General features: G+C 62.7%; 16 protein-coding genes. 5 read left to right on the forward strand and 11 right to left on the reverse strand.

Features of this window, described 5'->3' with window-relative positions:
- Positions 1–6: 6 nt before the first annotated feature.
- On the reverse strand, positions 7–948 hold the full coding sequence (locus GH681_RS03630) for a GlxA family transcriptional regulator (RefSeq protein WP_153160095.1): 942 nt from the start codon (positions 946–948) through the stop codon (positions 7–9).
- Positions 949–1,031: 83 nt separating this feature from the next.
- On the opposite strand from GH681_RS03630, the gene GH681_RS03635 reads away from it, so the two are divergent.
- The 3 genes from GH681_RS03635 to trpE all read left to right on the forward strand — a co-directional run bounded on the left by GH681_RS03635 (position 1,032) and on the right by trpE (position 4,596).
- Positions 1,032–2,204, forward strand: a complete 1,173-nt coding sequence (locus GH681_RS03635; RefSeq protein ID WP_153160096.1) for an MFS transporter — start codon at positions 1,032–1,034, stop codon at positions 2,202–2,204.
- 46 nt (positions 2,205–2,250) lie between these two features.
- Positions 2,251–2,928, forward strand: coding sequence for a phosphoglycolate phosphatase (locus GH681_RS03640; protein WP_153160097.1), 678 nt, complete (start codon positions 2,251–2,253; stop codon positions 2,926–2,928).
- A gap of 195 nt (positions 2,929–3,123) precedes the next feature.
- A complete protein-coding gene (trpE, locus tag GH681_RS03645; protein ID WP_153160098.1) occupies positions 3,124–4,596 on the forward strand; it encodes an anthranilate synthase component I in 1,473 nt (490 codons plus the stop codon).
- A gap of 56 nt (positions 4,597–4,652) precedes the next feature.
- On the opposite strand, the gene GH681_RS03650 is transcribed toward trpE, so the two are convergent.
- The gene (locus tag GH681_RS03650; RefSeq protein WP_153160099.1) at positions 4,653–5,207 is read right to left on the reverse strand and encodes a hypothetical protein; all 555 of its coding nucleotides are present in this window, start codon (positions 5,205–5,207) and stop codon (positions 4,653–4,655) included.
- Positions 5,208–5,575: 368 nt separating this feature from the next.
- Here GH681_RS03650 and GH681_RS03655 point away from each other — a divergent pair, with 368 nt between their 5' ends.
- Complete coding sequence (locus GH681_RS03655; protein ID WP_003060765.1) at positions 5,576–6,856, forward strand: integrase arm-type DNA-binding domain-containing protein; 1,281 nt, start codon at positions 5,576–5,578, stop codon at positions 6,854–6,856.
- An 83-nt stretch (positions 6,857–6,939) separates the two neighbouring features.
- On the opposite strand, the gene GH681_RS03660 is transcribed toward GH681_RS03655, so the two are convergent.
- Positions 6,940–7,587 carry a substrate-binding domain-containing protein gene (locus GH681_RS03660; protein ID WP_020307796.1) on the reverse strand — a complete coding sequence of 216 codons (648 nt, stop codon included), beginning with the start codon at positions 7,585–7,587 and terminating at the stop codon, positions 6,940–6,942.
- A gap of 106 nt (positions 7,588–7,693) precedes the next feature.
- Here GH681_RS03660 and GH681_RS03665 point away from each other — a divergent pair, with 106 nt between their 5' ends.
- Positions 7,694–7,987, forward strand: a complete 294-nt coding sequence (locus GH681_RS03665) for a helix-turn-helix domain-containing protein (protein WP_003050003.1) — start codon at positions 7,694–7,696, stop codon at positions 7,985–7,987.
- 18 nt (positions 7,988–8,005) lie between these two features.
- Here GH681_RS03665 and GH681_RS03670 read toward each other — a convergent pair whose 3' ends face one another.
- The 8 genes from GH681_RS03670 to GH681_RS03705 all read right to left on the reverse strand — a co-directional run bounded on the left by GH681_RS03670 (position 8,006) and on the right by GH681_RS03705 (position 18,857).
- Positions 8,006–8,896 carry a LysR family transcriptional regulator gene (locus GH681_RS03670; protein ID WP_153160100.1) on the reverse strand — a complete coding sequence of 297 codons (891 nt, stop codon included), beginning with the start codon at positions 8,894–8,896 and terminating at the stop codon, positions 8,006–8,008.
- Between the two features lie 187 nt (positions 8,897–9,083).
- A complete protein-coding gene (locus GH681_RS03675) occupies positions 9,084–10,601 on the reverse strand; it encodes a thymidine phosphorylase family protein (protein ID WP_020307800.1) in 1,518 nt (505 codons plus the stop codon).
- Positions 10,598–11,956: an MBL fold metallo-hydrolase RNA specificity domain-containing protein gene (locus GH681_RS03680; protein ID WP_020307801.1), complete on the reverse strand. Its 1,359-nt coding sequence runs from the start codon at positions 11,954–11,956 to the stop codon at positions 10,598–10,600. The genes GH681_RS03675 and GH681_RS03680 overlap by 4 nt, the downstream gene beginning before the upstream one ends.
- An 83-nt stretch (positions 11,957–12,039) precedes the next feature.
- Complete coding sequence (locus tag GH681_RS03685; RefSeq protein WP_153160101.1) at positions 12,040–14,370, reverse strand: xylulose 5-phosphate 3-epimerase; 2,331 nt, start codon at positions 14,368–14,370, stop codon at positions 12,040–12,042.
- Positions 14,371–14,406: 36 nt separating this feature from the next.
- On the reverse strand, positions 14,407–15,303 hold the full coding sequence (locus GH681_RS03690) for a ribose-phosphate pyrophosphokinase (RefSeq protein WP_153160102.1): 897 nt from the start codon (positions 15,301–15,303) through the stop codon (positions 14,407–14,409).
- 150 nt (positions 15,304–15,453) lie between these two features.
- A complete protein-coding gene (locus tag GH681_RS03695; RefSeq protein WP_228111768.1) occupies positions 15,454–16,524 on the reverse strand; it encodes a lipid A deacylase LpxR family protein in 1,071 nt (356 codons plus the stop codon).
- Positions 16,524–17,018 (reverse strand): universal stress protein, encoded by a 495-nt coding sequence (locus tag GH681_RS03700; RefSeq protein ID WP_003050031.1) that lies wholly within the window; start codon positions 17,016–17,018, stop codon positions 16,524–16,526. The genes GH681_RS03695 and GH681_RS03700 overlap by 1 nt, the downstream gene beginning before the upstream one ends.
- An 87-nt stretch (positions 17,019–17,105) precedes the next feature.
- Entirely contained in the window at positions 17,106–18,857 is a 1,752-nt protein-coding gene (locus GH681_RS03705; RefSeq protein ID WP_020307805.1) for an alpha/beta hydrolase, read from the reverse strand.
- Positions 18,858–18,912 lie beyond the last annotated feature (55 nt).

The raw sequence follows: 18,912 nt of genomic DNA on the forward strand, positions 1-18,912 counted from the left end.
CCGGCTTCATCCTGCGGCGCGCCGTCGGGCCGACGGCGGCACGCCCAGGAGCTTCACGAAAGCCCGGCGCATCCTTTCCGGATCGCCGAAACCGCAGCGCCGGGCCACCGCCTGCACCGAATCGCCGCCGCTCTCAAGCAGCGCCGCGGCCGCCTCGACCCGCAGCCGTTCCACCGCCCGCGCGGGCGACACCCCCACCTCCGCCGTGAAGCGCCGCGAAAAGTGGCGCGGGCTCATGCACGCCTTTTGCGCCAGCGCATCCACGTCCAGCCGCGCGTCGAGATGGCAGCGGATGTGGTCGAGCAGCGCCGCAAAGCGCCCGTCGGCGGGCTGCAGGGCGGCGAGTTCGGAGAACTGCGACTGCCCGCCCGGGCGGCGGTAATACACCACCAGCTGGCGCGCCGCGTGGCGGGCGACGGCTTCGCCCAGGTCGTCGGCGATGAGCGCCAGGGCCAGGTCGATGCCGGCGCTGATGCCGGCGGACGTCCACACCTTGCCGTCGCGGATGAAGATCCGGTCGGCCTCCAGCTTCACCTGCGGAAAGCGCTTGGCAAAGGCCGGCGTGCGCTGCCAGTGGGTGGTGGCGCGGCGGCCATCCAGCAGGCCCGCCGCGGCGAGCAGAAAGGCCCCGGAACACACGCTCGCCACCCGGCGCAGGCGCGCGCCGCTGCGGGCCACGAAATCCACCGTGGCCGCGCAGCCGGTGGCCGGATACACGCCGTCGCCGCCCACCACGATGAGCGTGTCGGGCTCGGCCTCGTCCGCCATCGGCTCGGTGGCGAGGCGGATGCCGCCGGAGCTGGCCACGAGGCCGCCATCCCGCGATACCAGCTGCAGCGCGTAGGCGCCGGGCACCGCGCCGTTGGCGGCCTCAAAGGCCGACAGGGGGCCGGCGGCGTCGAGGATCTGGAAATCCGGATAGACCAGAAAGCGGATGGTGCGAGTCATGGCATGAAATGAGGTAACTGTGTCATTTACGCCATCACTCTAGCCGGCGACGATGGGCGGGTCAAAACCTTCCGGAGTCCGTCATGAACCGCAACGTCCTGCTGCTTGCCCTGAGCCAGGCGCTGGCGATGACCGTCGTCAGCCTGATGCTGTCTTCCTCGGCGTTGGTCAGCGTCGATCTCGCCGCCACGCCCGGCTGGGCCACCCTGCCGCTGGCGGCCCAATACCTCGCCACCATGCTGGCGCTGCATCCGCTGGCCCGCCTGTCGGCGCGGCTGGGGCGGCGGCCGGTGTTCGTCGGCAGCGCGCTGGTGGGCGCCGCCGGGCTCGCGCTGGCGATGGCCGGCATCGCGACCCGCAGCTTCGCGCTCTTCGTGCTGGCCGGGCTGGGCGTGGGTGTGCTGGGGGCGGCCAGCCAGTTCTACCGCTTTGCGGCGGCCGAGGCCGTGCCCGTCGAGCGGCGAGGCCAGGCGATCTCCCTGACCCTCGCCGGCGGCGTGCTGGCGGCCTTCCTCGGGCCGATCATCGCCCGCCACACCCGCGATCTGGCCACGACGCCCTTTGCCGCCAGCTTTGCGGTGCTGGTGGGCGTGGCCCTGCTGGCGGCGCTGCTCGGGTCGCGGCTCACGCTGGCCGTACCGCAGCCGGTGGCCGGGGGCAGGGCGCCGCGCCGGCTGGTCGAGATCGCCCGACAGGGGCGCTTCCGGCTGGCGGTGGCGGGCGGCGCCATCGCCTACGGGGTGATGGGCCTGCTGATGACGGCCACGCCGCTGGCCATGCTGTGCGCGCAGCACGACTTCGGCGCCACCACCGCGGTGATCCAGTGGCATCTGGTGGCGATGTTCGCGCCGGGCTTCGTCACCGGCGCGCTGGTCCGCCGCTTTGGTGCGCCGGCGGTGATGTTCGGTGGCGGGGCGCTCAATCTGGCGGGCATCGCCTGGGCGCTGGGCGGCGACGCGATCCGCGACTTCGGCATCGCGCTGGCCCTGGTGGGCGTGGGCTGGAACTTCCTCTACGTGGGCGCCACCACGCTCCTCACCGACGCCTGCCGCGACGAGGAGCGCCCCGCGGTGCAGGCCTTCAACGACAGCACGGTGTTCCTCACCGTCACGCTGGCCACGCTGTTCGCCGGGCGGCTGGTGGATGGTCTCGGCTGGGAGCGGGTCAATCTGCTGGCGGCGCTGCCCGTGGTGCTACTGATGGCGGCGATCGCAATGGGCGGCTGGCGGCGCGGCATGCTGGCGTCGGCCCGGTGAAGTCCCGTATCCTGCGCGGCTTCCGTTTCAGATGCCTCGCCCTGCCATGACTGCCCACACCCCTGGCCGCCCGGTGCGCGCCGTGTTGTTCGACCTGGACGGCACCCTGCTCGATTCCATCCCCGATCTGTCCGAAGCCTGTCACCGGATGATGGTCGAGCTGGGCCGCGCGCCACATTCCATCGACACTATCCGCACGTTTGTTGGCAAGGGCATGCTCAACCTCGTGCGTCGCTGCCTGGCCGAGCACGGCACCGCCAGCGACGCCGAGATGGCCGAGGCGGTGGCGGCCTTCCAGCGCCACTACGCCGAGGTCAATGGCCTCGCCACCACCCTCTACGAGGGCGTGGTGCCGGCGCTGGCGGCGCTGCAGGCGCAGGGCGTGGCGATGGCCTGCGTCACCAACAAGCCGGCGGCCTTCACCGGGCCGCTGCTGGAGCGGATGGGCATCGCTGGTTACTTTGGCGCCACGGTGAGCGGCGACACCCTGCCCGAGAAGAAACCCCATCCGGCGCCGCTCATCCACGCCTGCGAACTGCTGGGAGTGACGGTGGCGGAGTCGCTGATGATCGGCGACTCGGCCAACGACGCCGAAGCCGCCCGCGCCGCCGGCATGCCGGTGCTGCTCGTCACCTATGGCTACAGCGAAGGCATGCCGGTGGACAGCATCGAATGCGACGGGCTACTATCGAGCCTCGTCGATGCGCTCCCGCGCATCCGCTGATTCATCGGACCACCCCGATTCCATCGTGACCCCGAAGCGCATGACTTTCGTACAGGAGTTCCCTGCCGTTCGTATCCCCACCTCCGGTGGATGCGGCGGCCGGTCATGGCTGGGCTGCTGAGCCCCGTCTGAACCTGTCACGAGCAGCCCTCGTGATACCCTCGCGAAAAAGCATCATGTCCTTCCGGAGTCTCCATGACCGAAGCCGAATTCCAGGCCCTGGCCGACCAGGGCTATAACCGCATTCCGGTTACGCTCGAAACCTTTGCGGATCTCGATACCCCCCTCTCCGTTTACCTGAAGCTGGCCAACGCGCCCAACACCTACCTGCTCGAATCCGTGCAGGGCGGTGAGCGTTTCGGCCGCTACTCGATCATCGGCCTCGCCGCGCCGACGCGCATCGAGGTGCACGGCCGCACCGTGCTGCTGCTCACCAACGATCGGCTTGTCGAACGCCGCGATTACGGCGACCCGCTCTCCTACGTGGGCGAGTTCATGCAGCGCATCAAGGTGCCGCCGCGGGATCACCTGCCGCGCTTTGCCGGTGGCCTCGTCGGCTGCTTCGGCTACGACACCGTGCGCTACATCGAGCCGCGTCTCGCCAAAACCGAGAAGACCGACGAGCTCGGCACGCCCGACATCCTGCTGCTGCTGTCCGAAGAGATCGCCATCGTCGACAACCTCTCCGGCAAGCTCACCCTGGTGGTGTACGCCGAGCCCGAGGTGCCCAACGCCTACAAGCGCGCCCAGAAGCGCCTGAAGGAGCTGCTCGGCAAGCTGCGCGAGCCGGTCAATGTGCCGGCCGATGTGCGCGCCGCGCCCACCGAGGCGGTCTCCAGCTTCGGCGAGGAGGCCTTCAAGGCTGCCGTGCAGCGGGCCAAGGACTACATTGTCGAGGGCGACATCATGCAGGTGGTGCTCAGCCAGCGCATGAGCAAGCCCTTCGGGGCGTCCCCGATGGCCCTGTACCGGGCGATCCGCAGCCTCAACCCGTCGCCCTACATGTTCTATTTCAACTTCGAGGAATTCCAGGTCGTCGGCGCCTCGCCGGAGATCCTGGTGCGCCTCGAAGACAACAACGTCACCGTGCGCCCCATCGCCGGCACCCGCAAGCGCGGCGCCACCCACGACGAGGATCTCGCCCTCGAAGAAGAACTGCTGGCCGACGAGAAGGAGCGCGCCGAGCACCTCCAGCTCCTCGACCTGGGCCGCAACGATTGCGGTCGCGTGGCCACCACCGGCAGCGTCAAGGTCACCGAGCGCTTCACCGTCGAGCGCTACTCCCACGTGATGCACATCGTCTCCAACGTCGAGGGCAAGCTCAAGGACGGGCTCGACGCCCTGGCCGTGCTGCGCGCCACCTTCCCGGCGGGCACCGTGTCGGGCGCGCCCAAGCTGCGGGCGATGGAGATCATCGACGAGCTCGAACCCACCAAGCGCGGCATCTACGCCGGCTCGGTCGGCTATCTGGGCTTCCACGGCGACATGGATCTGGCCATCGCCATCCGCACCGCGGTGGTCAAGGACGGCAAGATCCACGTCCAGGCGGGCGCCGGCATCGTCGCCGATTCCGATCCCCAGTCCGAGTGGCAGGAAACCCAGAGCAAGGCCCGCGCCATGCTGCGTGCGGCCGAGATCGCCGAAGCCGGCCTCGACACCGCGCTGTGAACACCATGCAAAAGGCCGCCCGCAGGCGGCCTGGTGCAACGCGGTGGGCGAGAGGGTCAGAACGCGATGCCGACCTTGGCCTGAACCAGCCAGTTGTCGGCGCCGTGCTGGCCGGTGGCGATCGTCTTGCCGACGGTGTCCTGCCAGCGCGCGCCAAGGCCCAGGTTGAGCTGGCCCATGCGGTAGTCCAGATCGGCGCCGGCCTGCCAGGCAAACATGTCCACGGTGCGGTTGCCCGCGTCGGCCTTCACCCAGCCGATGCCGGGGCCGATGCCGAAGGTCACGTCCTTGGCGACGGGGATCGTCCAGCGCGGGTTGAGTTCGACGGTGGTGAGGTCAAGCCCGCCCTTGTCGAACTTGTTCACCGACAGCTTGGTGCGCACCACGCCGGTGGGCGTCTGGATCAGGCCGCAGTTCATGGCCAGCTCCAGGCCCCAGGCGTCGCCGCTCTTGGCGTGCTGCGGGTCCATGATGCCGCCGGTCACCGACGCCACGAAGTTCGGGGCGTAGCCCTTGTCGGCAATCGGCAGGAACTGCCAGTCGCCGGCGAAGGCCGGGGCGGTGAGGGCCGAAAGGGCGGCGGCGATCGTCAGGATGCGGGTCGTTTTCATCGTTCTTCCTCGGGTGTTGTTGGAATGTGGTCCGATCTTTCCACACCCGCCGACCGCCTGTCGGTAACCAAGGTTACAAACATTTGCCGGGCCCGCGCCGCACTGCGCCGGGCCGGCATCAAGTCAGAACAAGCCAATGCGCCCGCCCGGAGCGGCGCCGGCGCCCAGCGAAAGGATGCTTCGTCATGCTGCTGATGGTCGATAACTACGATTGAGGTCTACTGGCGTCTATCAACCTCCATGGAACAACTCTAAGTCTATGTTTTTAAAGGGTTGATCGTCCATCGAGCGATTCTGAAAGCTGGACAAATCCAGTGCTCATGTGTGTAATGGAGTGTGTAACGGGCCAAACTGGAGGCGTTATACACATGGCACTCACAGCACTCAATCTTCTCTCGGCGCGCAAAGTGGAAACGGCGCAGCCCAGGCCCAAGGTGTACCAACTCCGGGACGGAGGCAGCCTCTTTTTGCGCGTTCAGCCCAACGGCTCCAAGCTCTGGTGGTACCGCTACCGGCTGGGCGGCGCTGAACAGGTGTACTCAATCGGGGTGTACCCAAAGGTCACGCTGGAGGCAGCCCGTGCGGAACGGGACCGGGCAAAGGCGTTGGTCAAGAAGGGCCTCGACCCCATCGTGGAGAAAAAGGCGGCGATCGCCCTCCAGGCCGACACATACGAACGCACGTTCGAGACCGTTGCTCGGGAGTGGATCGTCAGCAATGCTCACTGGAGCGAGTACTACACCAACCAGGTCACCAGCTACCTTGAGAAGGATGTTTTCCCCCGGATTGGCAAGTTGCCGATCAGCAGCATCAGGGCTCCACATCTGCGCCCCATCATCAAGGATGTGGCGGCTCGTGGCGCGAAGACTGTGGCGATCCTCATCCGCCAGTGGTGTGGGCAAATCTTCAGTTATGCGGCTGCCCAAGGTCTCTGCGAATACGATCCTGCCGCCTTGCTCAAGGGACTGGTCAAGCGCCCTCAGGTCCGCCACAACCCTCCGTTGACATGGGCAGAGATCCCGGACTTTCTCAATCGTGTGGACAACGAAGGGGGTTACCAGACGACAGTCCTCGCCCTCAAGCTGATGGCTTTGACCTACGTGCGCACCGTAGAACTGCGCAAGGCCTCCTGGGAAGAGTTCGACCTGGACAACGCCATGTGGTCGATTCCGTCCGAGCGCATGAAGATGCGACGCCCCCATCTGGTTCCCCTGTCACGGCAGGCGGTGGCCGCTCTTAGGGAACTACATGCTCTAACTGGCGGCGGCAAAGTATTGTTCCCGAGCTACAGAAAGCCGGGACAAGTGATGTCGGCAACGACGCTCAATCAAGCACTCAAGCGCATGGGTTATGGCGGACGGTTTTCGTCCCATGGCTTCCGCTCGACCGCAACGACGATCCTTGGACTGTTGGGATATCCGGAGAAGCGGGTCGATCTTCAACTCGCTCATTCCAAAAAGAGCAAGGACTCATCGCGCGCGCCCTACGATCACACGAAGTTTGTGGAGTCCCGCAAGGTAATCATGCAGGACTGGGCTGACATCCTTGACTCATTGCAGGCAGGGAAACCCGTTGAAGGGGTCACGAAGGCGTTTGGCCCCATGTCGAAGCGTAGAACGGCGCTGCTCCGTGTCATAGAGCGCGAGTGATGTCTGCTGCTTGGCGAGTGGAATGCCTAATGCACGTGTAGCACCTTGAACTGAAGACGCAGAACGAGGACATTGGCACTCGACTAGGTTGGAGCATTCTTGGCGACCTGCAGTGCTCTGCGCTCGAACCGCTCTGAAACAACGTCGGCTTGTCCGCAGGGCCGCTGCAGGTGGGTCACGATCTCGTAGGGTCCGTCAGACAGCGGCCGTGTGTGAATGCCCCATCCCTGCGCATGCTCAATGCGCGATTGCGCGGATACCCCGACGCCGTAGCCGGCAGCGACCCATAGCGCGATCATCTCGAAGGAAGAGACACGCTGAATGTTCTGTTGACTCACCGCGGGAAGAGAAGGCAGCCGCTGATCCAGCAAAGGGCAATTCTCTGCAGGCCAGCGAAAGACGGAGTAGTCCAACAGTTCGGCGATCGTGAGCTTCGCCTGGTCAAGTAAGGGAAAGCGCAACGGCATGGCGACGGCCATGTTCTCGGTCCATAGAGGTTGGCTTTTCAGCGACGGATCGCTCGATCCTTCAAGCGTCATGCCCGCGTCGTAGCGGCCTTCCCGAAGTCCCGCAATCAAATCATCGGCTGTGACCTCATGAAACGAAATGGTGACTTCCGGCTCTTCCGCACGCTGCAACGCAAGCAATGCCGAAAGATGCGATGACGGTACGCCAGGCGCTATGGCAAGCCTGAAATTGGAAAAGGAAAACTGGCTGGTGGCGTCGTGCATGAGAGCCCCCACAAAGCGATCGGATCAAAAAGGCGAGCCACCATGATAGCCAAAAGAGATATCTTTAACGTGGTTAAATTCGGTCGATTGATCGACGCTTCTGGTGATGCAGAAGCGCAGCGTTCAACCGGGCCGCCCCCCTGGCACAACCACCTATGAAGCCGAGCCGGCACTGGCCTTCGGCCAAGCGGTGCGTGCTGCCCGCTTGGCGCAGGGAGTCGCTCAGGATGAATTCGCGTCCATGGCTGGTATAGCTCGCTCGCATATGGGCAAGATCGAGCGTGGGGAGCACATGCCCACGCTCGCATTGATACTGAAAATCTCCGCTGCCCTCAGCATAAGTGCGGCAGAGCTGATGAGTGCAACGGAACGCAATCTTCGTGCCGATGCCCAATCTTAAGTGGTGCGGTCCGTTGCGTCAGTCGCTCGAAGGGTCCCGGAGGCGGTCGATAAATCGCACCAGCGAAGCCGATGAGTTGCTGCTTTCGAGTCGAAGCAGGTAGGTGGTGATCACGGCTGTATCCAGCGCCAATGGACGGATCACCACGTCCGGTCGCTGGCTGACCGGAATCTTGGTCGCCGTCATGAAGCCCACGCCGTAGCCGGCACCGACCAAGGTGAGCATCATGTCCAGCGAGGAAACCTCCTCAACGACATTCAGTTTGTGTTCCTGGGTCTGCAGGAGGCGCGCCAACTCGCGGCAGTAGCCTTCGCACACCTGGGGATCGCACAGGACAAGAGGATGCCCCCGGAGTTCATGGAGTGGAACCTCCTTGTGGACGAGCAGTGCGTGCCGGGCTGGCAAGGCGACCACCAGCGGGTCCTGCCAGATAGGTTCGGCGACGATGCCATCACCGACGTCGGCGGTATGAGCGAATCCGATGCAGAAGTCGCCCGAGCGCAGGCCGCGCAACTGCTCGGCCAAAGGCACTTCGGACATCCGTATCTCGATCTCGGGTTCTTCGGCACGGCAACGGGCTAGAAACGCCGACAGCCGGGGATCGAGCGCGCCGTCGGATACGGCGATGCGCAGGGTGCCTCGCAAGCCCGCCGCGACAGCCTTGACGTTCTCGCGGGCCTGCTCCAGGACGGTGAATAGCCGGCGAGTGTCCTGCAGGAACACGGCACCCGCAGCGGTCAGTCGGGTGCCCCGGCGGTCCCGGTCGAAGAGCACAGCGCCTAACTCGTCCTCAAGCTCCTTGATGGCGCGGGACAGAGGAGGTTGCTCAATGTGAAGACGCTCAGCCGCCCGTGTGAAATGAAGTTCTTCGGCCAAAACGATAAAGCAACGCAGGTGCCGCAGTTCCATGAGCAATGTTCCTATTCAGGCGCTGACGACCTCCTTCTGTTTGCTCCACGCGATGCAGGTTGAAAACTTCTTTTAAGCGATGTTTTTTCATATGTTCTTGAGCATGAGATGTAGGCGTTCAACTTTTCCAAACGAGAGGCCGGGCTGTGTTTGACCGAGCATTCAAGAGCCCTGTTTATCCACGGCGCTAAGGTTCAATCTTTACAATGTCCCCAATGCCTTGTACGTATGCGAGTGCATAGGCCATCTCTCCAGAGGTTTGCGCATGCAAAAACATCAATGGTTGTCCGCGTGTTATCTCGTCACCTAAGCGCACCTGCAATTGAATCCCTGCGGCTGGACTCTCAGGCGCACCGGCCAATTTGGCTAAACGAGAAAGCTTACGGTTGTCGATGTGTACTGCTCGGCCTGAAGTGGTTGCCAAAAGCGGTTCGACATAGAGAGCTTGGGGCGGCTCACGAAATCCCCCCTGAGCCGCGCAGATTCTCTGAAATTTTTCCCACGCGCGGCCACTGCTGATCGTCTCATGAGCCAACCGAAGTCCCTCCCCTTCTTTGGCGACGCCGCCAAGCTCAAGCACCGCGCCCGCCACCAACGCCACGCGGTCACATAGGTCTTGCGGCGCATCCGCCTCGTTGCGCAATACGGCCAACACGTCGCGCGCCTCCAACGCCGGGCCGATACCTCTGCCGACAGGCTGATTCCCGTCTGTAAACAGGCAACGCAATACAAGGCCAAATGACGCGGCGACTTCCGAAAGGTGATGCGCAAGATGCTCGGCAGTTTCCCGGCTGCGGACTTTTGCGGTTGGCCCAACCGGAATATCGATCACGATGTGGGTCGCCCCTGCTGCAATCTTCTTGGATAACACCGAGGCAATCAGTTGTCCTTGCGTGTCGATATCCAGTTCACGCTCAATACGCACGAAGATGTCGTCCGCGGGGCTGAGGTGCATCGCGCCGCCCCACGCCACGCATCCACCCTCTTTCTCCACGACCTTTCTGAGCGTATCCAGGTCCAGGTCTACAGGAGCCAGCGTTTCCATGGTGTCCGCGGTGCCAGCGGGAGAGGTGATGGCGCGTGATGAGGTCTTGGGCATCACCAATCCATTGGCTGCGGCGATGGCAACCACCAACGGCGTGGTGCGATTTCCCGGTAATCCGCCCACGCAATGCTTGTCCACAACAATCGGAGCCTGCCATTGCAGGTGATCCCCGACATCGACCATCGCACGGGTGAGATGGATGGTCTCTTGCATATCCAGAGGCAGTACCGCCGTTGCGGTCAGGAAGGCCGAAAGTGCGACATCGGTATAGCGACCATCGACCACATCACGGACGATCGCCTGCAACTCCGTCGTTTGCAGTCGGTGGCCGTGAATTCGCGCACGCACGGCCGACAACGATTCGAGCAGCGGAGGATGCCGAACCTGCACAAGATCGCCCTCATGAATGTCCAGGGCATCCCAGGCGGCCTCGGACAGAGCGATCTGTCCGGTTTTGAGCAGATCGCTGTCGATTTGGTACAGTAGCGCTTGCACAGTGCGGTCGCCGGCAATGATCAGTACCTGTGACCGCGGTGCCAGCCCTTCGGCACGGCAGACATGGCAATCGGTACGCATCAAGACGACGGGTTGATGCTGGGCATGCAGTCGCATGCGCAATGCTTGCAAGGCGGGTGTCTGGGGCGTGATGCGGGCACTCACAGGGCGAACTCCTGGTTTTGCATGGGCACCGATGCGTGCCAATTGAGTTCGCGCTGGATACGTTCGCGCAGCGCCTCAGAGGCATCAGATTCACCGTGAACAATGAACACTCTTTCCGGCGCCTTGGTAAAGCCGCGCAGCCATCGCATCAGCTCATCGCTGTCGGCATGAGCCGACAACATCGCAAGCTCGGCGACCTCTGCCTTGATCGGCATCCAGCGTCCATGGATCTTGACTTCGCGAGCGCCCTCAAGCAGCTTGCGCCCGCGCGTACCTGCTGCTTGGAATCCAGAGAACAGCAGCGTGTTCTGATGGCTACCGCCAAACGCTTCTATGTGATGCAGCACGCGGCCGCCGGTGGCCATGCCGCTGGCGGAAATAATCACCTTGGGGTATCGATTCGCCGATAGCGCCTTGGACTCTTCAACGTCGCGCACGTATGTGACTTCTGAGAATGCCGTCTCGAAATCGTGTTGAGCGAGCTTGTGGTCGTCGGCATGGCGGTGCAGCAGCGCAGTTGCGCTGGTGGCCATGGGACTGTCCAGATAGACGGGCACGTTGCGGAGCCGACCGCGCTGTCGCAACAGCCATAGGTCATAGATCAACGACTGCGCGCGTCCTACGGCAAAAGCGGGAATCACTACGGTGCCTCCGCGGCGAGTCGTACGCTCGATGATGTCGCCTAGCGCTTCGACGGCATCGGAACGGTCATGATGACGATTGCCATAGGTGGACTCGATGATGATGTAGTCCGCTTCCGTGACGGGTTCAGGATCAGGCATGACCGCATCGTCATAGCGGCCCAGGTCGCCGGAGAACACCAAACGCTTGCCGCCGATGTCGATCTGCGCCGTCGCCGCTCCAAGAATGTGGCCGGCCCTGCGTAGAACCAGGCGTGCACCGCCCGGCAATACCGTCTCCTGATGCAGTGGCACGGGCTTGAACTGCAAGAGCGTGCGTTCGGCATCTCGGACCCGATACAGGGCAAGGGCTGGCTTGTGCTTGGAAAATCCCTTCCGGTTGGCGAACTCGGCATCCTTCTCCTGCAACCAAGCACTGTCGAGCAGGATGAGTTCGGCGACGTCCCGTGTGGCTGGCGTCGAGAAAATCTTCCCGCGGAACCCGTTCAGCACCAATCGGGGGAGATATCCACAATGATCCAGGTGCGCGTGCGTCAGTACAACCGCATCGATGTCCTTGGACTCAACGACAAGATGCTGCCAGTTCAGCTCGCGCAGGTTCTTCAGTCCTTGGAAAAGTCCGCAGTCGATCAGGATGCGGGTACTGCCATATGTGATCAGGTGTTTGGAGCCGGTGACGGTACCGGCACCGCCCAGGCTGGTCAGTGAGAGCATGAAGTTGTCTCCTCGCTTGTTGGTGGGTTGTGAAATCAGGAGCTGGCGCGGTCACTGCGGACCGTGTCAGAACCACTTGAAATTCACGCGTCGGTCGCGGCAGCAGCAGCCTGCGAACTGTTCCAGCCGGTCACTTGCGCAGCGGCATAGATGGCATCCACCCAGGTGCATCGATTGGCGATCAGCATTCCAGCCACATCGAGGGTGCCGCCGTGGTTGATGTAGCCCAAAGCCCGCGTCTTCGAAGGGCCGCTGTCAATGCGGCGAAGCACGCCCAGCATCGGCTCAGGGCGGGTATGGCTTATCAACACGCGCGGCAGGTGAGGCGGGAAGAGCGCTTGCAGGGATTCGTCACCGAGCACGAAGGCGGCCTCAAGTTCGTCTCGCGGAATGCGTAGACGGCCGGGCTCGACCACCACGGTGATGCACGACGCAAGCCCATGGTGCTCCAGGCGGGCATGGGCTTTGAGCGCTTCCTCCAACTGGTAGGCGCCAATCGCTACGAATTGCAGTTGTGCGGTGGACGGATCGCCGGCTACATGGGCTGCTCCATGCTCGATCAGCGATTGAGCCGCGGCGGCACTGAAGTGATTCGGCGTGTCGCGCTTGGAGACCACCACACAAGCCACTTGGCCGCGGCTGGCGTAGACCGCTCGCAACGCGGCGCACGCCGTGTTTTCATCCACCGGGAACAACACGCGTGCGGTGTCCGACATCTCCCCCAGCAATGCTTCGCCAATGGTCGGGTCCTGGTGTGACTGCTCGTTCTTGCTGTTCTCCCAGGTGTGGGATGTGACGATCAGCGGGACGGAGATCCAGCCTGGCGGCTGGCCCAGCTCCTTCTGCCGACGCGCGAAGATGATCTCCTGGCGCATCAATCCAAGCATCTTGACCGCGAATGCCTCGTAGCTGACGATCAGGTTCAGCCCCCCTTTGTTGGCGAGGGCGGCGGCCGCAACGGCTTCTTCATTGAGTGCGGTGACCACCGAGCCATCCGTCGATTCCGGGACGCCGGGTTCGGGCACGTTGACGCGGTGCTTGAGCAGCGCCAGAGTGGCCCCCATCTTGTTGCTGGCCAGTTCGTCGGGATTGCCGATCCGGATGCGCAACTGTGGATTTGCCTGCACCAGCTCCACGAACCAACGGTCCAGTGCGGACATGGCGCTGCCCGATACCTCCGTTGGCGCCCAGGCCGGCATCGGCAGATGAGGGCTCGCTGGATGGCGTAGGGCCATGGGGTGCTCGCTTTCGCGCGAGCGCTGGCTCTGGCCGTGATTCGCAAGGACGGTGAGCGCGTTTTCCAGTTCGCTCTCGGGCACGAACAGCGCCGCAGCCCCTGCGTTGAAGGCCTCGCGTGCCTGCGCGTGCTCGCGCGGATTGCCGTCCAACGGCAGGTTGTGGGCGGCATTGGTCGCCGCGCCCGGGAAGCCGAAACCTTTCTCCGTCTCGGCGATCACGTAGGGGAACTTGACGGGATAGCGCCGGTTCGATTGTGCGGCGAAAGCGCTCAGCGTGTCTTCAGATTCGACAATGGCCCATGCGATCGCCACTGGATCGCGTCCATCGATGATGACGGGATCAAAGCCGTTGTGGCGCAGATCTTCGGCTAACCAGGCAGCGCCACCTTCCTGCACGATCTGGGTGCGCTGCTCGATGCGTCGCCCGTTGAGAATCATGATCGGGACGGCGAAGCCGCAGTCCTCGGCGCGCCACCAGCGCGGTGCCCAGTCCGAGCCACGTTGCTCCTCGAAAGCGCCATCACTGAGGAATGCCACCAGGCTTTCTCCCGGCAACGGCGTGTGCACATACTGCAGCCCGGCGAACCCCAGATAGCCGCCTTCGGAGATCGCGCCGGCCGTGTTCGGCCCGGCATGGCTGCCCAGCGGTACCGCGGGCCGCCCCTGCTTATCGATGGCATAGGAGTAGAAATCCTCGATCAGGCGTGACAGGCCTGCCTCGCTGCGGTCGTAGCGTCCACGCTGGGCGGCGGACACATCGCCGGTCAGTGCGTTCACCGCTTCGATCGCGGCCACGCAGTGCCCTTGTCCCATTAGCCAGCCGCGTGTCGTCCCGGTCAGTGCATTGGCCAACAGATAACCCACGAAAGCCGGCACCATGTCGAGCGAACCGCCGGTGTGGCCTTCGGGCGTTTGTTTGAAATCATCGGAGCCCAGAGGGCGGCCGCTTCGGTCGATGCGCCGGGCATAGGTCATATGCGCCACTACGCTCATGGCCATGCAGGCCACCCGGTCGGCTGCGGCCAGCAGCGCATGGGCCGAGGCTTCATCTGCCACACGCCCTTGCGCAACCATGCGGTGCACGAGGGTCTGCATACGTTCGATGGTTTCGGACTGGTGCGCGATGGGCCCGTAACCGGCACGCCAATCGATTGCGAGGTTAGCCTGAGAGGGCATTTCGGGTTCCTTGAAAATAGCGGGATAGGTGGAAGATCAGGCTCGCGGATCGGTCTGGCCGCTGGAAAGCGCGCCGGCAATCAGCGAAGCCAGACCGATCCGGTTGCTCGGATGCGGCACCGCGTCGGTGGACGTGATCCGAGCGAACAGCGGCGTCAATTGGCTCCAGGCGTCTTCGGCGAATAGGGCATGCACCACTACGCACTCCGGCTTGCGCATTCCTTGTTCGGCGAGTTTGTGCGCCGCGACAGCGAGCGTGCGGCCCGAGGATGCGATGTCGTCCACCAGCACCGGCGTTCTGTCACGCCAGACCGACAGGTCGGGAACATCGATGTCCACGCTGCGATCGCCATGGCGTGTCTTGCGAAGCACGGCGTGCGGCACGCCGATGCGGGAGGCGATGGAGCCGGCCCACTGCTCGCTTTCCTCATCGGGGCCGACGATCAAGGGCTTTTCGACATGATTGGCGATCCAGTCGGCCAGCAGCGGCGCGGCATGCAAGGTAGTGGTGGGAATCGTGTAGAGCGCGGAGAGCGTCGGATAGCGGTGCAGATGTGGATCCACCGTAAGCAGCTTGTCGAACGTCGATGAGACCAGGCGTGCGAAAGTCCGCGACGTCACGCTTTCGCCGTCATGGAATCGCTTGTCCTGGCGCATGTAGGCCAGGTAGGGTGCAACCAAGTTCACCTCGAGCGCACCAAGCTCGCGCGCGGCGTCCGCGGCAAAAACCAGAAGCAGGAATTGCGGATCTGGATGGGTCAGCGTGCAAATCAGATCCACGATCTGGCCAACGGGTTCGCCATGCAATCGGACATAGCTCTCGCCATCGGGAAATCGGCGTGTTTCGACGCGGCCGACATCGCTGCCATATGCCTGCGCGAGGCGACCGGCGAAATCTTCGTTGCCTGGAAGGGCAAGTGCGAGTCGTTGCATGCGGTTGTCTCCTTTCTTATTGGTCGTCCTTGTTTACTTATCGAACTCGGATGCTTGGTTGGTGTCGGTGCTCTACACGAACAATCAGTCCCATGCCGACGAACAACGACAGGACGGCCCGTATGGAGTCGAGGAAGGAATCGACCGGCATCAGAATTTCCTTCCTACAGTGATCGTTCCGTAGACCGGGATTTCTTTTTGTCCCCGGAATTCGCGTGTGCGGTGGTAGCGGGCTATCGCGATGCGCCAGTTGCCTTGGGTAATCGCGACGCCGTAGCCGACATCCGCCACGAGTGGCCGCTTATCAACGCTATGGCCGGACTTGAAGGTATTGCCATCCAACGTGATGTCGTGCAGAACCCAGCGAGCGTCTAGCGCCACGAAGAGGTGGCCGTTCCAGTTGCTGCCAGCGGTCGTGCGCACGGGCGAGGTGTTCTCTCCGGCAGGCCGTAGCGGTGCCGTGCCTAAATCATCAGGCAGGCGCAGCCCATAGCGCAGTTCTCCACCGACATTCGCGTAGGTGGCGAAGTTGCCGAAGCTGCCACCCCAGTGGCGGGTCAGATCCCAGCCCCAACCGCTGACGTCTTCTTGCCTGAAGACTCGTGTTCGGCGTTCGTGCAGCAACTGCAGCACAGGCTCGTCGCGCAGTTGGTGTCGCCAGCCATTGAATTTGTCGACGCCGATGGTGTCATGCCACCAGTTCTGGGTTTGCCTGGCCAAGGAGGAGGGGCCCACAACACCGACGCGGATTTGTGAGGTACGCAGCGTATCGCCGCGCCGCGCGTTGTAGCCGAAGCTCAACATCATTGCGCCGGCGAAAGGGCGGTCGTCTTTGATCAGATCGCTGCGCGTTTTGTCGCTGGGGGTGTACATCATCTGTCCGAAGCCGATGGTCATGTTCTGTTCGTCAAAACCCTCGGGTTGCAGCACCGTGAGAAAACGATTCAGCCCACGGACGAGACGGGGTAGGCAAGGGTCATCGCGATAGTCCACAAGGTTGGGGGAGACCCAGCTGACGAGAAATCCATTGGAGTAGCCTTGATCTTGTCCAATGCCGCCGAACATGTCGTTGTCGATCCGCAGATTGAGCGTTCCCGTTGAGCGCAGCGGGTTGTCCTGGTGGCAGGACTGGGCCTGTGCGGAGGCGCTCAGCAATAGCAGCAGCAAGGAGGCTGCGACTTCCAGCCTCCATTCAGCGGGGTCGCTGGACTGAACTTTCATCACGCTGGCGTGCCACCCTGCCCAGGGGTTGCAGTCACAATGACCGATTGGGACTGGCGCACCAGCATCACTGGAACTGGTGCGATGCGAGCGAGCTGCTCTGCATCGCTTCCCATCAGCAGCCTGTCCACGCCCCGGCGTCCGTGGGTACCCAACACCACCAACTCGCATTGAGTAGTCAGTGCCTGCTGAGCGATGAGCACCGAGACGCGCTCGCCGTTGCTTTCCAGAAGGACGGTCTCAACCACCAGGCCTCCCTGCCTCAGCCGCAGCGCCGCCTCGTCCAGCAGCTTCTGCCCGGCCGCCAGGAAGCCCGGCCTCACTTCTTCAATATAGATCCTCGGCCTCTCGAAGCCGTTGCTATGCTTCATCTCCTCGATGACGTGCAGCAAGACGATGGTTGCGCCATTCAGGCGTGCCAGCACCGCAGCGTGGTGGAGCGCCAAATCGGCAGTAGGACTTCCGTCGAGCGGAACCAGGATTCTTGAGTACATGAATGTCTCCAGTTATCAGAGTAGAACGGGATGACGAACAGATATTGCGTATACCGTGTCGCAATAGCGGACGCGGGATACGCTTATTCAGTTGCGTACATATTCCCCTGGGGCGTCGCAAACAGTGGGGTATCCACTGGATTCAGCACCTATGAGCGGAGGCGCAACAACATCACCGGAACGCTCTCGCAGCCACGCCGACCATGCGGGCCACCAGGAATCCGGATGCGTCTGCATCGTCGCTTGCCACTCATCCGGCGCCATGTATCCATCACCGGCCGCGCGGGTATGGATTTGATATTGGCGGTTACCTCGGCCGGGCTCGCTCACGATGCCGCCGTTGTGTCCTCCAGTGGTCAGCACGAAAGTCAGCTCGGCCGAAGACAGGAGATGCAGCTTGTAAACCGAGCGCCAAGGCGCAATATGATCCGAGGCAGTGCCGACGCAAAACACCGGTACAGCGATGTCTCCCACTGAAACGGGGCGACCCGTGACGGGATAACGCCCCGCGCTGAGATCGTTATTCAGGTAAAGGCGTCGGAGATACTGCGAATGCATCTTCGCGGGGAGGCGAGTCCCATCGGCATTCCAAGCCATCAGGTCGGTCATTGCCCGGCGATCGCCCAATAGGTATTCGTCAATCATGCGAGACCATATGAGATCGTAGGAACGCAGTAGCTGAAAAGCTCCGCTCATCTGGTCGGAGGTCAAATAACCGGTTTGAGCCATGCTGGCTTCCAACAGCGCCACTTGACTCTCGTTGATGAAAAGACTCAGCTCGCCCGGTTCGCTGAAGTCCGTCTGTGCGGCAAGCAGGCTTACCGACACCAGCCGCGTATCGCCATCACGCGCCATGGCTGAAGCACCAATGGCCAGTAGCGTTCCGCCCAGGCAATAACCAGCCGCGTGGACTCCATGCCCGGGGACGACGGAAGTCACAGCGTCCAGCGCTGCATGCAGGCCGAACTCCAGGTACTCATCCATGCCCAAATCTCGATCCTCAGCATCCGGATTTCTCCAGGAGATGCAAAAAACCGTATGCCCTTGCGCAACCAGATACCGTATCAGCGAGTTATGCGGTGACAGATCCAGTACGTAGTACTTCATGATCCAGGCAGGAATGATCAGGATCGGTTCGGGATGGACTTTCTCGGTAGTGGGCGTGTACTGAATCAGTTCGATCAGTCGATTTCTCAGAACGACTTTTCCTTCCGTGACCGCTACGTCGCGCCCAACGACGAAGTTCTCCGTTCCCGCGGGAGGCTGGCCGGATAGTTGCCGACGCAAGTCGTCGAGAAAGTTGGACGTCCCCCGCGCTAGATTGGCGCCTTGCTCTGCGATGGTTCTTTTCAGGACAACGGGGTTGAAAACCGCAGCGTTGGCGGGCGAAAGCATTTCCAGCCACTGTTTGGCGCCAAACGCCAGCAGGCGTTGGTGTTTCGGATCCACTCCCCACACCCCCTGCGTGGCCTGCTCCCACCATTTGGTCTGATTGACGAATGAACTGCGGAAAAGGTCGTAGGGCCATTGATCCCATGCAGGATCGTTGAAGCGGCGGTCATTGACAGGTGACCGGTCAGGAGCGGTGGCTCCCCGGTCCGGGTTGGCCGGATTCTTCTTCAATACGGCCATCCATTGCTCGGACAGGGAGGCTGCAAACGCCAAAAGCTCGGCTTGCTTGCCAGGACTGTTTGCTAAATGGCTCGCCCAGTCCACCCACGCGAGCAACGATGTCTCCGGCGAAATAGACGACCAAGCCTGTGCCCAAGCGACATGGGCATCCCCATCCAACTTCGGATTGATGGCTGAGTCGATATTGCCGTTCTTTTTATTCGTCAAAGCGTATTACCTCTATTTCTGCACAAGTAGAAAGAGCCCCTTGCTTGAAAACGGG

Origin of the sequence: Zoogloea sp. 1C4, from assembly GCF_009469605.1 — a bacterium.
GTDB classification, from domain to species: domain Bacteria; phylum Pseudomonadota; class Gammaproteobacteria; order Burkholderiales; family Rhodocyclaceae; genus Zoogloea; species Zoogloea oryzae.